At 73.1% G+C, this 16,295-nt stretch carries 18 protein-coding genes; 10 read left to right on the top strand and 8 right to left on the bottom strand.

Features of this window, described 5'->3' with window-relative positions; genetic code table 11:
- Positions 1-2: 2 nt before the first annotated feature.
- Positions 3-869: a hypothetical protein gene (locus ACIBG4_RS36935; protein WP_397206484.1), complete on the top strand. Its 867-nt coding sequence runs from the start codon at positions 3-5 to the stop codon at positions 867-869.
- The gene (locus tag ACIBG4_RS36930; protein ID WP_397206482.1) at positions 866-1,516 is read left to right on the top strand and encodes a GNAT family N-acetyltransferase; all 651 of its coding nucleotides are present in this window, start codon (positions 866-868) and stop codon (positions 1,514-1,516) included. The genes ACIBG4_RS36935 and ACIBG4_RS36930 overlap by 4 nt, the downstream gene beginning before the upstream one ends.
- On the opposite strand, the gene ACIBG4_RS36925 is transcribed toward ACIBG4_RS36930, so the two are convergent.
- A complete protein-coding gene (locus ACIBG4_RS36925) occupies positions 1,421-2,347 on the bottom strand; it encodes an NAD-dependent epimerase/dehydratase family protein (RefSeq protein ID WP_397206480.1) in 927 nt (308 codons plus the stop codon). The genes ACIBG4_RS36930 and ACIBG4_RS36925 overlap by 96 nt on opposite strands.
- A 67-nt stretch (positions 2,348-2,414) precedes the next feature.
- Here ACIBG4_RS36925 and ACIBG4_RS36920 point away from each other — a divergent pair, with 67 nt between their 5' ends.
- The 4 genes from ACIBG4_RS36920 to ACIBG4_RS36905 all read left to right on the top strand — a co-directional run bounded on the left by ACIBG4_RS36920 (position 2,415) and on the right by ACIBG4_RS36905 (position 5,453).
- Positions 2,415-3,020 (top strand): TetR/AcrR family transcriptional regulator, encoded by a 606-nt coding sequence (locus ACIBG4_RS36920; RefSeq protein WP_397206478.1) that lies wholly within the window; start codon positions 2,415-2,417, stop codon positions 3,018-3,020.
- Positions 3,021-3,227: 207 nt separating this feature from the next.
- Entirely contained in the window at positions 3,228-3,845 is a 618-nt protein-coding gene (locus ACIBG4_RS36915; RefSeq protein WP_397206476.1) for a dihydrofolate reductase family protein, read from the top strand.
- A gap of 52 nt (positions 3,846-3,897) precedes the next feature.
- The gene (locus tag ACIBG4_RS36910; RefSeq protein ID WP_397206474.1) at positions 3,898-4,221 is read left to right on the top strand and encodes a YciI family protein; all 324 of its coding nucleotides are present in this window, start codon (positions 3,898-3,900) and stop codon (positions 4,219-4,221) included.
- Positions 4,218-5,453 (top strand): RNA polymerase sigma factor, encoded by a 1,236-nt coding sequence (locus ACIBG4_RS36905; RefSeq protein WP_397206472.1) that lies wholly within the window; start codon positions 4,218-4,220, stop codon positions 5,451-5,453. Before ACIBG4_RS36910 ends, ACIBG4_RS36905 begins: the two co-directional genes overlap by 4 nt.
- 168 nt (positions 5,454-5,621) lie before the next feature.
- On the opposite strand, the gene ACIBG4_RS36900 is transcribed toward ACIBG4_RS36905, so the two are convergent.
- From ACIBG4_RS36900 to ACIBG4_RS36885, 4 genes are all read right to left on the bottom strand, one after another.
- Entirely contained in the window at positions 5,622-6,557 is a 936-nt protein-coding gene (locus ACIBG4_RS36900) for an NADP-dependent oxidoreductase (RefSeq protein WP_397206470.1), read from the bottom strand.
- Between the two features lie 98 nt (positions 6,558-6,655).
- Positions 6,656-7,255 (bottom strand): TetR family transcriptional regulator, encoded by a 600-nt coding sequence (locus tag ACIBG4_RS36895; RefSeq protein ID WP_397206468.1) that lies wholly within the window; start codon positions 7,253-7,255, stop codon positions 6,656-6,658.
- Positions 7,255-8,265, bottom strand: a complete 1,011-nt coding sequence (locus ACIBG4_RS36890) for an aldo/keto reductase (protein ID WP_397206466.1) — start codon at positions 8,263-8,265, stop codon at positions 7,255-7,257. Before ACIBG4_RS36890 ends, ACIBG4_RS36895 begins: the two co-directional genes overlap by 1 nt.
- A gap of 485 nt (positions 8,266-8,750) precedes the next feature.
- Positions 8,751-9,914, bottom strand: coding sequence for a methyltransferase (locus ACIBG4_RS36885; RefSeq protein WP_397206464.1), 1,164 nt, complete (start codon positions 9,912-9,914; stop codon positions 8,751-8,753).
- Positions 9,915-10,345: 431 nt separating this feature from the next.
- Between ACIBG4_RS36885 and ACIBG4_RS36880 the strand changes: the two genes are divergently transcribed.
- Positions 10,346-11,212, top strand: a complete 867-nt coding sequence (locus ACIBG4_RS36880; protein WP_310713913.1) for an alpha/beta hydrolase — start codon at positions 10,346-10,348, stop codon at positions 11,210-11,212.
- Positions 11,213-11,280: 68 nt separating this feature from the next.
- Here the strand turns inward: ACIBG4_RS36880 and ACIBG4_RS36875 are convergent, their stop codons facing one another.
- The 3 genes from ACIBG4_RS36875 to ACIBG4_RS36865 all read right to left on the bottom strand — a co-directional run bounded on the left by ACIBG4_RS36875 (position 11,281) and on the right by ACIBG4_RS36865 (position 13,641).
- Positions 11,281-12,072: a class I SAM-dependent methyltransferase gene (locus ACIBG4_RS36875; RefSeq protein WP_397206462.1), complete on the bottom strand. Its 792-nt coding sequence runs from the start codon at positions 12,070-12,072 to the stop codon at positions 11,281-11,283.
- Between the two features lie 130 nt (positions 12,073-12,202).
- Positions 12,203-12,610, bottom strand: a complete 408-nt coding sequence (locus ACIBG4_RS36870; RefSeq protein WP_397206460.1) for a hypothetical protein — start codon at positions 12,608-12,610, stop codon at positions 12,203-12,205.
- 17 nt (positions 12,611-12,627) lie between these two features.
- Positions 12,628-13,641: an MFS transporter gene (locus tag ACIBG4_RS36865; protein ID WP_397206458.1), complete on the bottom strand. Its 1,014-nt coding sequence runs from the start codon at positions 13,639-13,641 to the stop codon at positions 12,628-12,630.
- A 134-nt stretch (positions 13,642-13,775) separates the two neighbouring features.
- Here ACIBG4_RS36865 and ACIBG4_RS36860 point away from each other — a divergent pair, with 134 nt between their 5' ends.
- From ACIBG4_RS36860 to ACIBG4_RS36850, 3 genes are all read left to right on the top strand, one after another.
- Positions 13,776-14,225, top strand: coding sequence for a MarR family winged helix-turn-helix transcriptional regulator (locus ACIBG4_RS36860; protein WP_397206456.1), 450 nt, complete (start codon positions 13,776-13,778; stop codon positions 14,223-14,225).
- 207 nt (positions 14,226-14,432) lie between these two features.
- The gene (gene rsgA / locus ACIBG4_RS36855) at positions 14,433-15,527 is read left to right on the top strand and encodes a ribosome small subunit-dependent GTPase A (protein WP_397206454.1); all 1,095 of its coding nucleotides are present in this window, start codon (positions 14,433-14,435) and stop codon (positions 15,525-15,527) included.
- A gap of 80 nt (positions 15,528-15,607) precedes the next feature.
- Positions 15,608-16,120 (top strand): N-acetyltransferase, encoded by a 513-nt coding sequence (locus ACIBG4_RS36850; RefSeq protein WP_310713933.1) that lies wholly within the window; start codon positions 15,608-15,610, stop codon positions 16,118-16,120.
- The last annotated feature ends 175 nt before the right edge of the window (positions 16,121-16,295 follow it).

The raw sequence follows: 16,295 nt of genomic DNA, 5'->3' as shown, positions 1-16,295 counted from the left end.
TGATGACGTCCAGATCGCTCGCGCGCCACATGTGGCATCAGATCGAGCCGGTGCACGCGACGCTCTACTTCAGCCCCCAGGCGTTCGAGGAGGCGGCGGCGCTCGGCTACGACGTCGGATCGCGCTGGCCGAGCTACTTCGCCTGGCGTACGGCCCCGATGGGAGCCGCCGGCCCGAGACTGGTGGCCGCCACCTTCTACAGCTTCAGCCCGTCGATGATCGCCGAGTACGTGCCCGCCGTCTGGGCCGTCGCGAAACCGCGGCAGGTGCTCGACGCCCGGCGGCGGGCGGTGGACCGCACGCTCCGCGCGCTGTACGCACAGGCGGGCGCGCTGGAGGAGGCGGCCGAACTGGCGGTCAAGGCGGCGCGGAGCGCCGAGCTCGCTCACCGGCCGCTGGCCGCGGCCAACCTCGACCTGCCCTGGCCGGACGAGCCGCACCTGGCCCTGTGGCAGGCGTACACGGTGCTGCGCGAGCACCGCGGCGACGGGCACCTGACCGCCCTGCGCGCCGCCGGCCTGGACGCCTGCGAGGCGCTGGTCTCCTTCGCCTCCGTCGGGGCCGCCCCGGACGCCGGCTTCGCCGGACGGGGCTGGAGCGCCGAGGAGTGGGCCGCCGCGCGGGAACGGCTGGCGGCCCGCGGCCTCGTCGACGCGGACGGCACCGCCACCCCGGCCGGGCACGCCCTGCGCGACCAGGTGGAGCGGCTCACCGACGAGCTGGCCGCCGGACCGTGGCAGACTCTCGGCGAGGCGGGAGCCGAGCGCCTGGCCGAGCTCAACCGTCCCCTGCTGGGTGCCGTGTTCGAGGCCGGTCTGCTGCCGATGACGAGCACCCTGGGCATCGGCAAGGTGCGGGTGCCCGCGTGAACCTCGAACGCCTCACCGGCCAGGACGCGCTCGCCCGTGCCGCCCACCTGGTGCGGATCTACCGGTCCGCGTTCGGCGAGCCGCCCTGGTGCGAGGACGGGCGCGCCGCCGACGCCTTCGCCGAGCGGCTGACCACGGACGTCCGCCGCCCGGGGTTCACGGCGGTCCTGGCGCACGACCACGGCGAGCCCGCGGGTTTCGGGACGGCATGGCGCACCGGGAGCCCCTTCCCCGTGGGCCGCTCCTACGACCTCGTCCGCGCCGCGCTCGGCGACGCGGTGGAGACCCGCCTGGTGGGAGCGCTGGAGGTGGACGAGCTGGCGGTGAGCCCGCACGCGCGCGGTCAGGGCCTGGCCGGACGCATCCTCGACCTGCTGCGCGACGGCGACGACGCCTGCTGGCTGCTCACCGCTCCGCGAGCGGTCGACGCGATCAGGCTCTACGAGCGGCTCGGCTGGCGGCGCCTGACCGCCCCCGAGGCCGGCATCGTGGTGTTCGCAACGGCGGGATCCGCCGGCGGCGGCTGCCGCGAAGCCGCCGGGCCGACGCGTTCAAGCCGCGTGGTGCCGGTACCAGTCGAGGGTCGCGGCGACGCCCTCGGCGTGCGGAGTGACCTCGACCGGGCCGAACGCCTTGCGGAAGGCTGAGTCGTCGGCGACGAACGGGCGGTCGCGCTGGTACCAGGTCTCGCCGAGCTCGCGCACGACCGGGTTGAACAGTCCGATGAGGCGCTGTGCGCCCCGGCCGAGTCCGGCGACCTTCGGCTCGCCTCCCGCCGCGGCCCGTACGAGGTTGAGGAACTGGCGGCCGGTGACGGGCTCGGCGGCGGGCAGGTGCCATGCGCGGCCGTCGGCCTCGGCGCGTTCGCCGAGGGTGACCAGTGCGGCGGCGATGTCGGGCAGGTAGGAGACGGTGTGCGGCTGGTCGAGGTCGCCGACCCAGCGGGCGGTCTTCCCGGCCAGGGCGGCGGCGAAGACGGTGGGGCCGATGGTGGTGTTGACGCCGCCGGGGCCGTAGTAGTCGGAGGCCCGCCCCAGGGTCGCGCGGATCCGTCCGGTTCGGTGGGCGTCGAGGATGAGCTGGTCCACCTCGGCGCGGGCCCGGCCCTTGGGGTAGGCGGCGGCGTGCGGCAGGTCTTCGGTCATGGGGCCGTCGACGGGCCCGTAGACGTAAAGGTTGTCGGCCATGACCAGCTTTGCCCCGGCGGCCTCCACTCCGGTCAGGATCGTGCGGATGAGGCCGGGGAACTCCTCGGCCCAGCGCTCGTACTTCGGCTGGGCGCACTGGTAGACGACCGCGGCGTCCTGGCAGGCGGCGATGGCGCCCTCGGTGGTGGTGACATCGGCTCGCAGCTCGCCGGGGCCGCTGGCAGCGCCCCGGCTCACGGCGCGGACCTGGTGGCCGCGGGCGGTGAGCTCGGCCACGACGGCGGAGCCGATCGCGCCGGTGGCGCCGAGGACTACGTGCAGGTCAGACATGTGGTTGCTCCTGAATTCCATGTTCCAAAACGTCGTTATATAACAACGTTATGGTATTCTCGTCGTTATGGCAAGACCCAGAAACCGCGATTACGCCGAGCTTCGCCGCGAACTCGTCGACGCCGGCGGCCGGCTCCTGGCCGCCGAGGGTCCGTCCGCGTTGACCACCCGCCGGGTGGCGCAGCAGGCGGGGGTGTCCACCACGGCCGTCTACAACCTGTTCGGCGACAAGGCCGGCCTGGTCCGCGAGATGTTCCTGGCCGGGTTCGAGCGCCTCGCCGCGGCCTTCGCCGCCGTTCCCCGCACCGGCGATCCCGTCGCCGACCTGCTCGCGCTCGGCCGCGCCTACCGCGCCAGCGCCCTGGCCAACCCGCACCTGTACGAGCTCATGTTCGGGCGGCCGGTCCCGGAGTTCCAGCCCGACGCCGAGACCGCCGCGCTCATCCAGCCGACCTTCGACACCCTGGTCGCCGCCGTCGCCCGCTGCCTGGACGAGGGCGCCTTCGCCCCCGCCGAGCCGCACGACCTCGCCGTCAGGCTCAACGCCCTCGCGCACGGGATGTGCGGCCTCGAACTGCGCGGCGCCCTCGGCGACGCCGCGCAGGCGAGCCGCCACTGGGACGCCGCCTTCGGCGCGATGGTGCGGGGAATGGCAGGGGATGATCCATCCTGAACGGTCCGACGCCCGCCACCACTGGTCAGGATGAAGAGGTGGAGCGCTGTCGCCGTGAAACGGTCGTGCCGCCGGAACGCTGACGACCGGCGTCCCGGAAAGTTCCTCGAAGAAATCCGGGAGGCGGTGTCGGATCGGGGCGGTGGCGTTCGTAGCAGGGATGAGGCCGCCCGCAAGGGGCGGCGCCAAGGCAGAGGAACCGCGATCATGAAGCTGACGACCGTGACCCAGGTCACCATCGATGGAGTGATGCAGGGAAACGGCGGCGCGTCGGACGAGGACCGCAGGAACGGGTTCGAGCGCGGCGGATGGGCCCGGGGGGCGGGTGACGACGAGACCAGGACGTTCATCAACCAGACCTACCGGCGCGCCGATGCGTTCCTGTTCGGGCGGCGGACCTACGAGCTGTTCACCGGCTGGGGCTCCATGACGGTCCAGGACGCCCCCGGCTGGGAGTCCGTCGTGGAATCGTTGAACACACGGCCCAAGTACGTCGCCTCGGCCACGCTCACCGATCCGGAGTGGGCGGGCACGACCGTCCTGTCCGGAGACGTCGCGGCCGCCGTCAGGGAGCTGAAGGCCAAGCCGGGGGGCGAGCTGCAGGTGCACGGCAGTGGCATCCTGACCCGGTGGCTGCTGGAGAACGATCTGGTCGACGAGATGATTCTGATCGTGATCCCGGTGATCGTCGGCCAGGGCGCGAGACTGTTCCCGGAAACCGGTCCGGATCTCGCGCTCGACCTGGTCGAGTCGCGCGCCGACTCCAAGGGCGTGACGATCCAGGTCTACCGGACGGCCGGACGCCCGCGGTATGCAGGGGCCTGAAGTCCCTGCCACCGAACCACGCTGTCCCGACACCACAGGAGATGATCTGCAGATGCGATACCTGGTTTCCGTGATCGATGACAAGAGCAACCCCGGCAGCACGGACAGGCAGCCGGCCATCAGCGCGTTCAACGAACGACTGATCGCCGAGGGCTACTGGGTCTTCGCGGGCGGACTCGCGGACACCGACGCGGCCACGGTCGTCGACAACCGGGGCGAGCAGGCGGTGTTCAGCGACGGGCCGTTCGTGGAGTCGAAGGAGTACCTCGCCGGCGTCTGGGTGTGGGAGGCCCCCGATCTGGATGTGGCGCTCAAGCTCGCCGCCGAGGCGTCGAAGGTCTGCGATCGGAAGATCGAGGTGCGGCCGTTCCAGTGAGCGACGTCGAGAAGGCGATCACCCGCGCCCACCACGACGAGTGGGCGCGGGTGGTGGCGGCCCTGACCAGGCGCTTCGGTGACCTCGGCATCGCCGAGGAGGCAGCGGCCGAGGCGTTCACGACCGCCGTCGAGCGGTGGCGGGCCGACGGCCTGCCACCCAACCCGGGCGCGTGGCTGACCACCACCGCCAACCGCAAGGCCATCGACCGGATCCGGCGCGAGAACAGACGCGATGACAAGCACAAGGAGGCTCAGATGCTGCACGACGACACCCCGCCCGAGCCGCTGGGCGCCATCGACGACGACCGGCTCCGGCTGATCTTCACCTGCTGTCACCCGGCGCTGGCGGTGGAAGCGCGCGTGGCGTTGACGCTGCGCATGGTCGGCGGTCTGACCGTGCCCGAGATCGCCCGCGCCTTCCTGGTGCAGGGGACCACCATGGAGCAGCGCATCACCCGCGCGAAGGCCAAGATCAAGGCGGCTCGCATCCCCTACCGGATGCCGTCCGCCGACGATCTGCCGGCACGCGTCTCCGGCGTCCTGGCCGTCCTGTTCCTCATCTTCAACGAGGGCTACCTGGCCAGCGGCCCCGACACCGACCCCGTACGACACGACCTGACCACCGAGGCGATCCGGCTCACCCGCCTGATCCGCGTGCTCCTGCCGCAGGACGGAGAGGTGGCCGGCCTGCTGGCGCTGATGCTGCTCACCGAGGCCCGCCGCACCGCCCGGGTCTCGGCCGGCGGCGAACTGGTCTCCCTCGACGAGCAGGACCGCGGGGCCTGGGACGCGGAGCTGATCGCCGAAGGTCATCGGCTGGTGCGCGAGCGCCTGGCCGCTGCCGCTGCCGGGGTGGCTCCGGGCCGCTATCAGATCCTCGCCGCGATCAACGCGGTGCACACCTCCGCCCGCGACATCCGCGACACCGACTGGTCGCAGGTCCTCGCCCTCTACGACCAGCTCGTCCGCCTCGACCCCTCGCCGATCATCGCCCTCAACCGGGCCGTCGCCGTGGCCGAGCTCGACGGGCCGGAGGTGGCACTGGCCATCGTCGACCGCCTTGCCGAGGCGTTGGCCGGCTATCACGCCTACCACGCCACCCGCGCCGACCTGCTGCGCCGGCTCGGCCGCAGCCAGCAGTCACGCGCGGCCTACGACCGGGCCATCGAGCTGGCCGGCAACACCGGCGAGACCGCCTACCTCACCCGGCGCCGCGCCCAGCTGCGGTAACGCCCGCGTTCGATCGGAGCGTTTCGCGTGGGTCGGGCGCGTGCGCTGTCTCATGGGTGCTCGCTGATGAAACAGCGCACGACTACATGGGGGAGCGCCAAGGGCAGGCCCCATGACGATGGGCTCCGATGTGGGGCTGCGACGGTGAGCAGGCGTGCCACATCACTGTCAGCCGAACCGCAGGACGAACCGCCCGCGAACGCCGCGCCGTTCGAGTGAGTGATGCGCGTCGGCGGCTCGGGAGGCGGGCAGTTCGCCGGCCACGCGGACGGTGAGCCGTCCATCGCCGGCGAGTTCGGCGAGCCGGTCCAGCTCGGCCGCTGCCTCGACGTAGTCGCGGACGAAGATCGGGACGACGCGGACCCGGCCGGTCCCGTCGCCCTGGTAGCCGCGGACGGTGACGACGGTGCCGCCGTCCTTGACGGCCGGGAGCGCGGCGACCTCCAGCGCGGCGGCGTCGAGGAGCCCGTCGACGCCGCCGGGGTGGTGGCGGCGGACCTGCGCGGCGAAATCGTCCCCCCGCAGGACGACCTCGTCCGCTCCGCAGTCGCGGACGAAGGTCTCGTCCTGCCGGGCCGCGTCGGCGACGACGACCAGCCCAGCCAGCGTGGCGAGCTGGACGAAGTATCCGCCGACGGTGCCGGCGGCGCCGGTGACGGCGACCGTCGCGCCGGCCGGCAGCGCCAGGGTGTCGAGCGCGAGCCGCGCGGTGAGCCCGTTCATCGGGAGGGTGGCGGCCTGGACGTCCGAGAGCCCGGCCGGGATCTTCGCGACCGAGCGTGCCGGCACGACGAGGTCTGCCCGGTAGCCGCCGTGCTCGCCCGAGGGCACCACGATGGCCATGACGGCGTCCCCGATCGCGAACGCGCGGTCGACGGCGGGGCCGATCTCGGTGATCACGCCGGCTACCTCCATGCCCGGCACCCGCACCGCGTCCGCCTCGTCCTGTCGCGGACGTGAACGGATCATCGCGTCGGTCGGGTTCACGGTGGCGCTGGTGACCTGGATCCTGACCTGACCGGGACCGATCGGTTCGGCCGCCAGGTCGAGCTCGCCGAGAGCGTCCGGTCCGCCCGGCTGCGTCACTCCGATTGCCTGAACCATGGTCGTTCGTCACTCCTTGTTCGTTGCTGCGGGGTGGTGATGGGCAGGACTGACCGCGCCGCCGACATCAGCCGCGACGTGTGCTCAGCCCGATCCGGCTATGGCGACGTGGGGGTCCGAAGACCCTCGAGCAGCAGGCTGCACACCTCGTCGAGCTCCGTGCCGATGCCAGGGTTCTGCCATTCGGCGGCATGGGCGAGGTGGTTGAACTTGGCGGTGGCGTGGAAGACCACGCGGGCGGTGGCCTCCGCGTCCTCGGCGCGAAAGCTGCCGTCGGCGGCGCCGTCGGCGATGATGGCCGCGAGCTGGCCCAAGAGGTCGGCGACGTGGTCAGTGGCGACGCTGCTGTGCGCGGCCGCGAGGATTCCATAGGCGGCGAACAGCTCCGGGTCCTCGCGAATCTTGGCCTGCTTCCCGGCCAGGACGGCGTGCAGCCAGGCACGCAGTCGCTGCGCCGGCGGGACCGCGCGGTCGGCGGCGATGACGGCGAGGGCATCGCGGTTGCGGTCGAGCCAGCGCCGGGTCACGGCCTCGCGCAGCGCCTGCTTGGAGGGGAAGTGCTTGTAGACGGCGGCGTGGCTGACCCCGAGTGCCCGGGCGACGTCGACGACGGTCGCCTTGTCCGGTCCGTGGCGGCGCAGGATCTCCTCGGTGGCCGCCAGGATGGCGTTCGCGTCCAGCGGGGTTCGGGCGGGCATCAGCGCCTGCCGCCCGTTCGCTCGCTGTCCAGCAGCGAGAGCAGGGCGGGGGTGTAGCGTTCTCCCGCGACCGCCCCTCGGGGGACGGCCTGCTCGATCGCGTCCAGGTCGTCCTCGGTCAGCCGCAGGCCGGCGGCGTCCGCCGCCTCGGTGATGCGGTGCGGTCGGCCGGCCCCGACCAGCGCGACGACGTCGCGGTGCGCGCGCCCCTGCGCGAGCACCCACGCGATCGCGAGCTGTGCGACCGTGGCGCCGCGGGAGGTGGCGATCTCCCGCAGCCGTTCGACCAGCGCGAGGTTGGTCTCGATGTTGCCGGCGGCGAAGCGGGGCAGGTGCCCGCGATGCCGTGCGTCGCCGGCCGGCTGTCGCCACGTCCCGGTCAGCATTCCCTGGGCGAGCACCCCGTAGGCGGTGACGCCGATGCCCAGCTCGCGGCAGGTTGGCAGGATCTCGTCCTCGACGCCGCGGCTGAACAGCGAGTACTCGATCTGGACGTCGGTGATCGGGTGCACGGCGTGGGCGCGGCGGATCGTCTCGGCGCCGACCTCGGACAGCCCGATGCCGCGCACGTAGCCCTTCCGCACCATCTCGGCGACGGCGCCGACGGTCTCCTCGATCGGGACAGCGGGGTCCAGCCGGGCCGGGCGATAGATGTCCACGTAGTCGGTGCCCAGCCGCTGCAGCGAGTAGCCCAGGAAGTTCGGTATCGCGTCGGGTCGGCCGTTGAGGCCGCGCACGCTGCCGTCCACACCGAACAGCGCGCCGAACTTCACGCTCACCACGGCGCGGTCGCGATCGGCGGGTCGCAGCGCCTGCCCGATGAGCGTCTCGTTGTGCCCCATCCCGTAGTGGTCGGCCGTGTCGATGAACGTGATCCCGGCGTCGAGCGCACTGCGAAGCGTCGCGATGCTCTGCTCGACGGGGCTGGGTCCGTACGCGCCGGACATGCCTGCACAACCGAGCCCGACCGCCCCCACACAGACGTCGGCGCCGAGCGTTCTCTGCTCCATGCGAGGAACGCTATGCGGGTTGGTAACAGATGTCAAAGACTGTAACTTGATACCAAGATCTGAGCTCGCCGCTTGTTCGGCCGGCCGGGCGGGTCGTGTTGTCCACCCGGCTCTCCAGCCCACCGGAGTGTGTTGCTGAGTTCGGGCACCACCCTCATCGAGCTCGCCGCGGTCATGGGTGTCGTGTTCCGTGCCACGGCCGGCACGACGTGCAGATCGTGTGCATGAAGATGTGCACCGTGCGGAGGACGGCTCCCCGCCGCACGCACACCGCCACGACTCTGGGCGTCCCGCAGCCCGCCGCCCACGCCACGGCGGCGACCGGTCGCGCTCCGGCGAGCGTCCCTGGCGGCATGAACAGCGGGAACAGTCGTGTCAGGGCGGCCGCGATCATCGGTCCACGCCCGGCACGGCCGGCGATGTCGATGACACCGCCTGCCGTGCCGGCCGTGCGACGCGCCTCGCGATCAAGGGAAACAGCCGTTTCACACCCGCCGGCGTTCGCTGGTCAGACGCCACAGCGAGGTGACTTCCGCGGCGCGGGCCGCGTGGAGGGAGTCGGCGGCGTCCGCCGCCCGTGGGTGCCGCGGCCTGGTGTCGATCTTGCCGGCCACGCGGAGGCCCGCCGTCCCGATCGAGGTCAGCAGCTGGTGGCGGGTCCTGAGTCCGAGGTGTTCGGCCAGGTCGGACAGGATGAGCCAGCCCTCGCCGTCCGGTTCGAGGTGAGCGGCGAGTCCGTCGAGGAAGCCGCGGAGCATGGTGCTGCCGGGATCGTAGACGCCCTGTTCGAGGGCTGAGGTGGGGTGGGCGGGGATCCAGGGCGGGTTGCAGACGATGAGGTCGGCGCGACCTTCGGGGAACAGGGCGGGACCCGTCACGTCGACGCGGCCGGCCAGACCCAGCCGCTGGACGTTGTCGCGGGCGCAGGCCAGCGCGCGCGCACTGATGTCGGTGGCCGTGATGCGGGCGAACCCCCGGTGGGCCAGGACGGCGGCGAGCACCCCGGTCCCCGTGCCGAGGTCGAACGCGGCGCGGCCGGCGCGGGGGAGCGGTGCCTGGGCGACCAGGTCGATGTACTCACCTCTGACGGGGGAGAAGACGCCGTAGTGCGGATGGATGCGAGCGCCGAGGGCGGGCACCTCGACGCCCTTGAGGCGCCATTGGTGCGCTCCGATCACCCCCAGCAGCTCCTGGAGGGAGACCGCCGTCGGCGCGTACGGCGGGCCGTACGCCTCGGTGCACGCCTGCCGCACGTCCGGGGCCCTGCGCAGGTCCAAGGCGTGGCCGTCGTCCAGCAGGACGAGGAGCCTGCCCAGGACCCGGGCGCGGTGACCGCGGGCTCGGCGGTGAAGACGGAAGGACTCGCGGGCGTCGCTTCCCGGCCGGGAAGGGTTCCGGTCGAGGCGGCGACTCATCGCCCGGAGAAGCTGACACGCGTTGGGGAAGTCGCCCCGCCACAGCAACGCCGTACCCTCGCCGGCGAGGCGGTGGGCGGTGTCGGCTCTCATGCGGTCGTCCGCGACGATGATCCGCTCGGGCGGCGGGGCCGCGCTCTCGGAATGCCAGCGGGCGGATCGGACGGTGTGGGATTCGGTCCAGTGGATCGTGGACACCACGTACTCCTCGTGGTCGAACGTGCGGGTGGGCACGAAGAGCACTTCGACGAGGAGCAGCGGAAAATCGCCCGTGCTGCCGCACGGACGTCGGTGATCGGAGCCGGAAGGGCTACCGCTCCCGCGTCGAAGCGCGAGAGGAGACGTCGCCGAGGACCATGCCTAGCGTCACGATCAGCCTTTCGGAGCAGGTGGCACCCGAGCCTCGCACAGCGCCCCGTCCACCGGCAAATCCCGTCGCCCTCGACGCTTCGAGCGCCGTCCCGGCGCCGCGGCGATCCGCGTAGCATGATCCACGCGGCGGAGCCCGGCACCGAGGACACCGAACGCGGCTCCGGATCACCGTGCTCGGCACCCAGGCGCTCGTCGGGTAGGACAATGCGTCCGGCGACGGTTCTCCCGTCCCGCGATGAGTTTCACCGCCCGCGCCGGTCCACCCTCACGAGCATTCGAGAAGGAGCGACCCCATGACCGAGTCCGTCACCCGCACGCTTGAGGTGCCCGGCGCCGTTCTGCACTACGACGTACGCCAGGCCGAGGGCGGCACCGCGCCGGCCCTGCTGATGATCGGAACCCCGATGGACGCCACCGGGTTCAGCGGCCTGACCGGGCACTTCCAGGACCGTACGGTGGTGACCTACGACCCGCGCGGCATCGGGCGCAGCCCGCGCACCGACGGCGCCACCGAGTCGACGCCCGAGCTGCACGCCGAGGACCTGCACCGGCTGATCGACGCGCTGGGCGCGGGGCCGGTGGACATCTTCGCCAGCAGCGGCGGCGCCGTCAACGGGCTGGCGCTGGTGGCCCGGCACCCGGAGCAGGTGCGCACGCTGGTCGCGCACGAGCCTCCGGCCGCGCAGGCCCTGCCGGACCGGGAGGAGGCGCTGGCCGCGGTGGCGGACATCCGCCGGACGTACGAACGGGACGGTTTCGGGCCGGCGATGGTGAAGTTCATCGCGCTGAGCAGCCTGCGCGGCGAGATCCCGGCCGACTTCGCCGAGCGGCCGGTCGCGAGCCCGGCCGAGTTCGGGCTGCCGGCGGAGGACGACGGTTCCCGTGGCGACCCGCTGTTCGCGCAGAACCTCGTACCGTGCACGCATCACGTGCCCGACTTCGAGGCGCTGCGCGCGGCCCCGACCCGCGTCGTCATCGGGGTGGGGGCCGAGTCGGAGGGCGAGCTGGCGCACCGCGCGGGCCTCGCCGTCGCCGAGCGGCTGGGCACGAAGCCGGTGACGTTCCCGAGCCACCACGGCGGCTTCCTCGACGGCACGATGGGCATGAAGGGCGACCCGGACGGCTTCGCCGCCACCTTGCGCGAGGTCCTGACCGCGTAGGCGCCGGGCCCGCGCCGGCCGGCCAGGGCCTGACACCGCCTCGGCGAACGTGCCGCACGCCGGGGCGGTCAGCGGCCTGCGTCGCGCCGCTCGGCGATGACGTGGATCAGGGCCGCCACCCGGCGGTACGGGTCCGTGGCGCCGGCGCGCTCCTCGCAGGCGAGCAGGGCGCCGAGCTCCGCCTCGCCGGGGAGCCCGGCGTCCGACGGCACGGTGTCGGTGAACACCCGCACGCCGTACCAGGCGCGCACCTCCAACCGCCGGCCGGCGAGCGAGTCCGTCAGCGTGTCGAGGCGGTCCGCGCGGGCCGTCACACCGATCCGGTTCCGGTACGCCGGCTCGTCGAACGCGCGCCCGGCCGTCGCCCAGTCGCCGAGCAGGCCCGGCCGCATCGCCAGGGCGTCACCGTTGCGCACCAGCAGCGACACGACCCCGCCCGGGACGGCCAGCCGCGCCAGGTCCTCCAGCAGCGGCTCGGGATCGTCGAAGTACATCAGGACGCCGTGGCACAGCACCGCGTCGAAGCTCTCGGGCTCGAACAGCGCGGCCATGTCCCGCGCGTCGCCCCGGACCGTCTGGACCCGCTCCCGCACCTGCGCCGGCTCGTCCGCCAGGGCGCGCTGCAGATCGCCCAGGAGCGCCGCCGAGGAGTCCAGCCCGGTCATGGCGTGCCCGCGCCGCGCCAGCCGTAGGAGCTGCGTGCCCTGGCCGCACCCCACGTCCAGGACCCGCCGAGGCGCCGTGTCCGGCAGGTGCGCGGCGAGCTGCCGGGTCACCAGCTCCTGGCGGACCACCTGGCGCAGGGTCCCCAGCCCGGCCCGCCATCGCTGCTCGCCCCGTGCGAACCCGGACTCCGTCACATCCGCCTCCTGCCACGCGCACCGCGTCCGGTGGCCTGCCGCCACCGGGACGCCCAGTCTCTCAGCGGGTCATGCCCCCGGACCGCACCTCAGCGGCACCCGGCGTCGAGATCACTGGTACGGGCCGCCCCTAGTGACGCGCGGCCGGGGCGGGGGACTCGGCGTGGGCGGCCGCGTGCTTGGCCTGGCGCGACGGCAGGGCCACCGTGACGGCGGCGGCCACGAGCGCGGCCCCGCAGCCGATGAGCATGCCGGTGCGGAAACCCGCCTCCGACGGCAGCGTGTGGGTGCCGAACCGGGTGGTCATCTGGGCCAGGACGAGCCCGACCACCGCGGCGGACACAGTGGTGCCGATGGAGCGCATGAGGGTGTTGAAGCTGTTGGCGGCGGCGGTCTCGGAGCGGGGGACGGCTCCCATGATGAGGGCGGGCATCGCGCCGTAGGCGAAACCGACGCCGATGGTGCAGATGCAGGAGACGATCAGCAGGCCCCAGGTGGACCCGATCAGGACCATCGAGGAGCCGTAGCCGGCGGCCATGGTGAGGCTGCCGACGATCAGCGTGCCTTGGGGCTGCGGGCCGCCGACAGGCGCGCGCCGACCGGGGAGACGATCATCATCATCAGCCCCGAGGGGGCCATCCACAGGCCGGCGGCCAGCATCGACTGACCCAGGCCGTAGCCGGTGGCCGCGGGCAGCTGCAGGATCTGCATGACGATCAGCGACTGGGCGTACATGGAGAAGCCGACCACGATCGAGGCCAGGTTGGTCAGCAGCACCTGAGGCCGGGCGGTGACGCGCAGGTCCACCAGCGGGTCACCGCTGCGCAGCTCCCACCAGCCCCACACGAGCAGGACGAGCACCGCGGCCCCCAGCATGCCGAGGGTGGTGCCGCTCGACCAGCCCCAGTCGGCGCCCTTGGAGACGCCCAGCAGCAGGCACACCAGCCCCGTGCCCAGGCCGAGCGCGCCGGCGACGTCCAGCCGTCCCGCGGCGCGGGCGGGCGTGGCCGGCACCAGCAGCCAGATCAGCGCCGCCACCACGACGCTCAGCGCGGCCGTGCTCCAGAACAGCGCCCGCCAGCTCGCGTACTCGGCGACCGCGGCGGCGATCGGCAGGCCGAGCGCGCCGCCGATGCCCATGGAGGAGCTCATCAGCGCGATGGAAGGGCCCAGCCGGTCCGGCGGCAGCAGGTCGCGCAGGGCGCTGATGCCCAGCGGGATCATGCCCATGCCCATCCCCTGCAGGCCCCGCCCGATGATCATGGGGGTCAGGGACCCGGCCAGCGCGCACACCACGCAGCCCAGGATGAGCGGAATCGCGCAGATGAGCATCATGCGGCGCTTGCCGTACAGGTCGCCGAGCCGTCCCATCACCGGCGTGGTGACGGCTCCGGCCAGCAGCGTGACCGTGATCACCCAGGACGCGTTCGACGCGGAGGTGCTCAGGATGGTCGGCAGCTGCCCGATCAGCGGGACCACCAGGGTCTGGGTGAGCGAGGCGACGATGCCGGCCACCGCCATCACGGTGACGATGCCGTTGGGCCGGCCGGTGGATGTGGGGTCGTCCACGCGGGTCCCCTTTTCTTTTCTCGACAGTGGAGGAGATGTGCACTCTACACATAATGTGTTACATGCAAACGATGTGGGGGTTACACATCTATCAGCGAGAAAAGCGGACGCGCGGCCATGGGAGAAGGACCGGCATGGACAAGCCCACGGACCTGGTCGAGTACGAGACGATGCTGCTCGGCCGGCACCGTCACCTCGATCGCAGCGCGTACATCCTGCTCAGCCGCATCCGGACGGCGGGCCTGATGTCGATCGGGCAGCTCAGCGAGGCGTTCGGCCTGGACGTCTCCACCCTGAACCGGCACACCTCGGCCCTGCTGCGCACCGGGCTGGCCGAGCGCGTCCCCGACCCGGACGGCGGCATCGCCCGCAAGTTCCGCCTCACGCGGGCGGGGGAGCGCTACCTGGAGGAGGAGCGCGCGAAGCACGTCAGCGGCCTGGAGCGGGTTCTGGCGGGCTGGACGGCCGAGGAGGTCGCCGCGTTCGCCGCCTGCCTCAGGCGGTTCAACGCCGACGTGGAGCGCGTCGGCGGGCGGGTGTGCGGGCGGCCGGCACGCGGTGAAGGCTCAGGCGGAAGGTGCTAGCATCTCGGCCATCGATGTCGGATACGGAAGAGGGAGGTGAGGTTTGATGATCGCGGTGAAGACCGCTGCCCCGCGCAGCGCCCGGACCATCCTCACGTCCCGGGCCCCGGTCTGACCCACTTCCGCCCTCCTGCCGCGAGCCGTCCGGCTCGTCGGACGGGTGACGCCTGAGTCCTGCCGGGGTCCCTTCCCGCAAGGTGTCTCACGTTGAATTCCTCCTTCATCGATCCCTCCGTCCCCGGCGGTGTGGACCTGTCCCGGTACGGCTGGACGCCGGCCCTCGACGACGCGTTCGCCGGCCACCGCCGGGCCGGTCTGCTGCCCGCGCGGATCCTGCGGGTGCATCGCGGCTCGTGTGACGCGATCACCGAGCACGGCCCGATCCGGGCCGCCCTGCCGGCACATCAGGCCACCGATCCCCTGGCCGCGCCGTGCACCGGCGACTGGGGGGCCCTGCGCCCCGGCCGGGAGCCCGAACTGACGGCTCTGCTCCCGCGGCGCGGCGCGATCGTGCGCTCGTCGGCGTCACGTACCTCCCACGGGCAGGTGCTTGCCGCCAACGTCGACACCGCCGTCGTCGCGGTCTCCCTGGCCGCCCCGCCGAACGCCGCCCGGCTGGAACGCTTCCTCGCCCTCGCCTGGGCCGGCGGCGCACAGCCGGTGATCGCCCTGACCAAGGCCGACCTGGCGGCCGACGCCTCCGCGGCGCACGACGAGGTCAACGCGCTCGCGCCCGGCGTCGCCATCGTGCCCACCAGCGCGGCCACCGGGCACAACGTCGACGTCCTGGCCGCGCTGCTGGGCGAGGGCACTGCGGTTCTGCTCGGTCCCTCGGGCGCGGGCAAGTCCACGCTCGGCAACGCCCTGCTGGGCGAGGAGCTGCTGGCCACCGGCGCGGTACGGGCCCAGGACGGCAAGGGCCGCCACACCACCGTCCACCGCGAGCTGGTCCCCCTGCCCACCGGCGGGGTGCTCATCGACACCCCGGGCCTGCGCGCGATCAGTCTCCATGACGCCGCCGGCGGCCTGGAGCAGGTCTTCGCCGAGATCGAACGGCTCGCCGAGCTGTGCCGCTTCGGCGACTGCGCCCACGACAGGGAGCCCGGCTGCGCGGTGCGGGCCGCCATCCAGGCAGGCGACCTGGCCGAACGCCGCCTGGCCAGCTACCGCAAACTCCAGCGCGAGACCGCCTGGCAGGCCTCGCGCACCGACGCCCGGCTGCGCGACGAGCGCGTCGACCGGCAGAAATCCATCACCAGTCATCTCCGCGCCACCTACCGGTTCCGGGACCGGCAGGCGTGAACGCGCACCACAGCCCGGACCCGGGCCGCTCCTCGACCGGCCACCTCGTGACGACCACAGAAACGGACCCCCGCACCATCATGACCACCCCGTGGATCACCCGACCCGAGACCGACGCGGACCTTGACCAGATCCGTGAGGTCAACCTCGCCGCCTTCCCCACCTCCCACGAGGCCGACCTGGTGGAGGAGCTGCGCGCCGACCGGGAGGCCTGGCTGCCCGGCCTGTCATGGATCGCGCAGCAGCCCGGCGGCGCCATCGCCGGGTTCGCGCTGCTCACGCGCTGCCATGTCGACGGCGTCCCCGCCCTCACCCTGGGCCCGTGCGCCGTACGTCCCGAGCATCAGCGCCGCGGCGCCGGCTCGGCGGCCATCCGCGCCGCCCTGGACGCCGCCCGGCAGGCTGACGAGAATCTGGTCCTCGTGCTCGGCCACGCCGAGTACTACCCGCGCTTCGGTTTCGTCCCGGCCTCCGGCCACGCCATCCGGCCGCCCTTCGACGTCGAGGACAAGTACATGATGGCGCTCGTCTTCGACCCCGCCCGGCCCGTGCCGGCCGGCACCATCCGCTACCCGGCCGCGTTCGGCGTCTGATTCCCGCCGTACGGCGGGGGGGGGGGGGGGGGGCCCCCCCCCCCCCCCCCCCCCCCCCCCCCCCCCCCCGCGGCCCCCCCCCCCCCCCCGCCCCCCCCCCCCCCCCCCCCCCCCCCCCCCCCCCCCCCCCCGGGGGGGGGGCCCGCCCCCCCCCCCCCCCCGCGCCGGGTTGGCC

The organism is Nonomuraea sp. NPDC050383 (genome assembly GCF_044459125.1).
GTDB lineage: Bacteria > Actinomycetota > Actinomycetes > Streptosporangiales > Streptosporangiaceae > Nonomuraea.
The sequence above is the reverse complement of the archived record's forward strand: the minus strand, read 5'-3'. Positions and strand labels throughout refer to the sequence as shown.

Bases quoted from the DNA above. Each gene is read 5' to 3' on its own strand.
- ACIBG4_RS36935 (WP_397206484.1), top strand. From the start codon at position 3: ATGACGTCCAGATCGCTCGCGCGCCACATGTGGCATCAGATCGAGCCG.
- ACIBG4_RS36925 (WP_397206480.1), bottom strand. From the start codon at position 2,347: ATGTCTGACCTGCACGTAGTCCTCGGCGCCACCGGCGCGATCGGCTCC.
- ACIBG4_RS36920 (WP_397206478.1), top strand. From the start codon at position 2,415: ATGGCAAGACCCAGAAACCGCGATTACGCCGAGCTTCGCCGCGAACTC.
- ACIBG4_RS36915 (WP_397206476.1), top strand. From the start codon at position 3,228: ATGAAGCTGACGACCGTGACCCAGGTCACCATCGATGGAGTGATGCAG.
- ACIBG4_RS36910 (WP_397206474.1), top strand. From the start codon at position 3,898: ATGCGATACCTGGTTTCCGTGATCGATGACAAGAGCAACCCCGGCAGC.
- ACIBG4_RS36900 (WP_397206470.1), bottom strand. From the start codon at position 6,557: ATGGTTCAGGCAATCGGAGTGACGCAGCCGGGCGGACCGGACGCTCTC.
- ACIBG4_RS36895 (WP_397206468.1), bottom strand. From the start codon at position 7,255: ATGCCCGCCCGAACCCCGCTGGACGCGAACGCCATCCTGGCGGCCACC.
- ACIBG4_RS36890 (WP_397206466.1), bottom strand. From the start codon at position 8,265: ATGGAGCAGAGAACGCTCGGCGCCGACGTCTGTGTGGGGGCGGTCGGG.
- ACIBG4_RS36880 (WP_310713913.1), top strand. From the start codon at position 10,346: ATGACCGAGTCCGTCACCCGCACGCTTGAGGTGCCCGGCGCCGTTCTG.
- ACIBG4_RS36870 (WP_397206460.1), bottom strand. From the start codon at position 12,610: ATGGCCGCCGGCTACGGCTCCTCGATGGTCCTGATCGGGTCCACCTGG.
- ACIBG4_RS36860 (WP_397206456.1), top strand. From the start codon at position 13,776: ATGGACAAGCCCACGGACCTGGTCGAGTACGAGACGATGCTGCTCGGC.
- ACIBG4_RS36850 (WP_310713933.1), top strand. From the start codon at position 15,608: ATGACCACCCCGTGGATCACCCGACCCGAGACCGACGCGGACCTTGAC.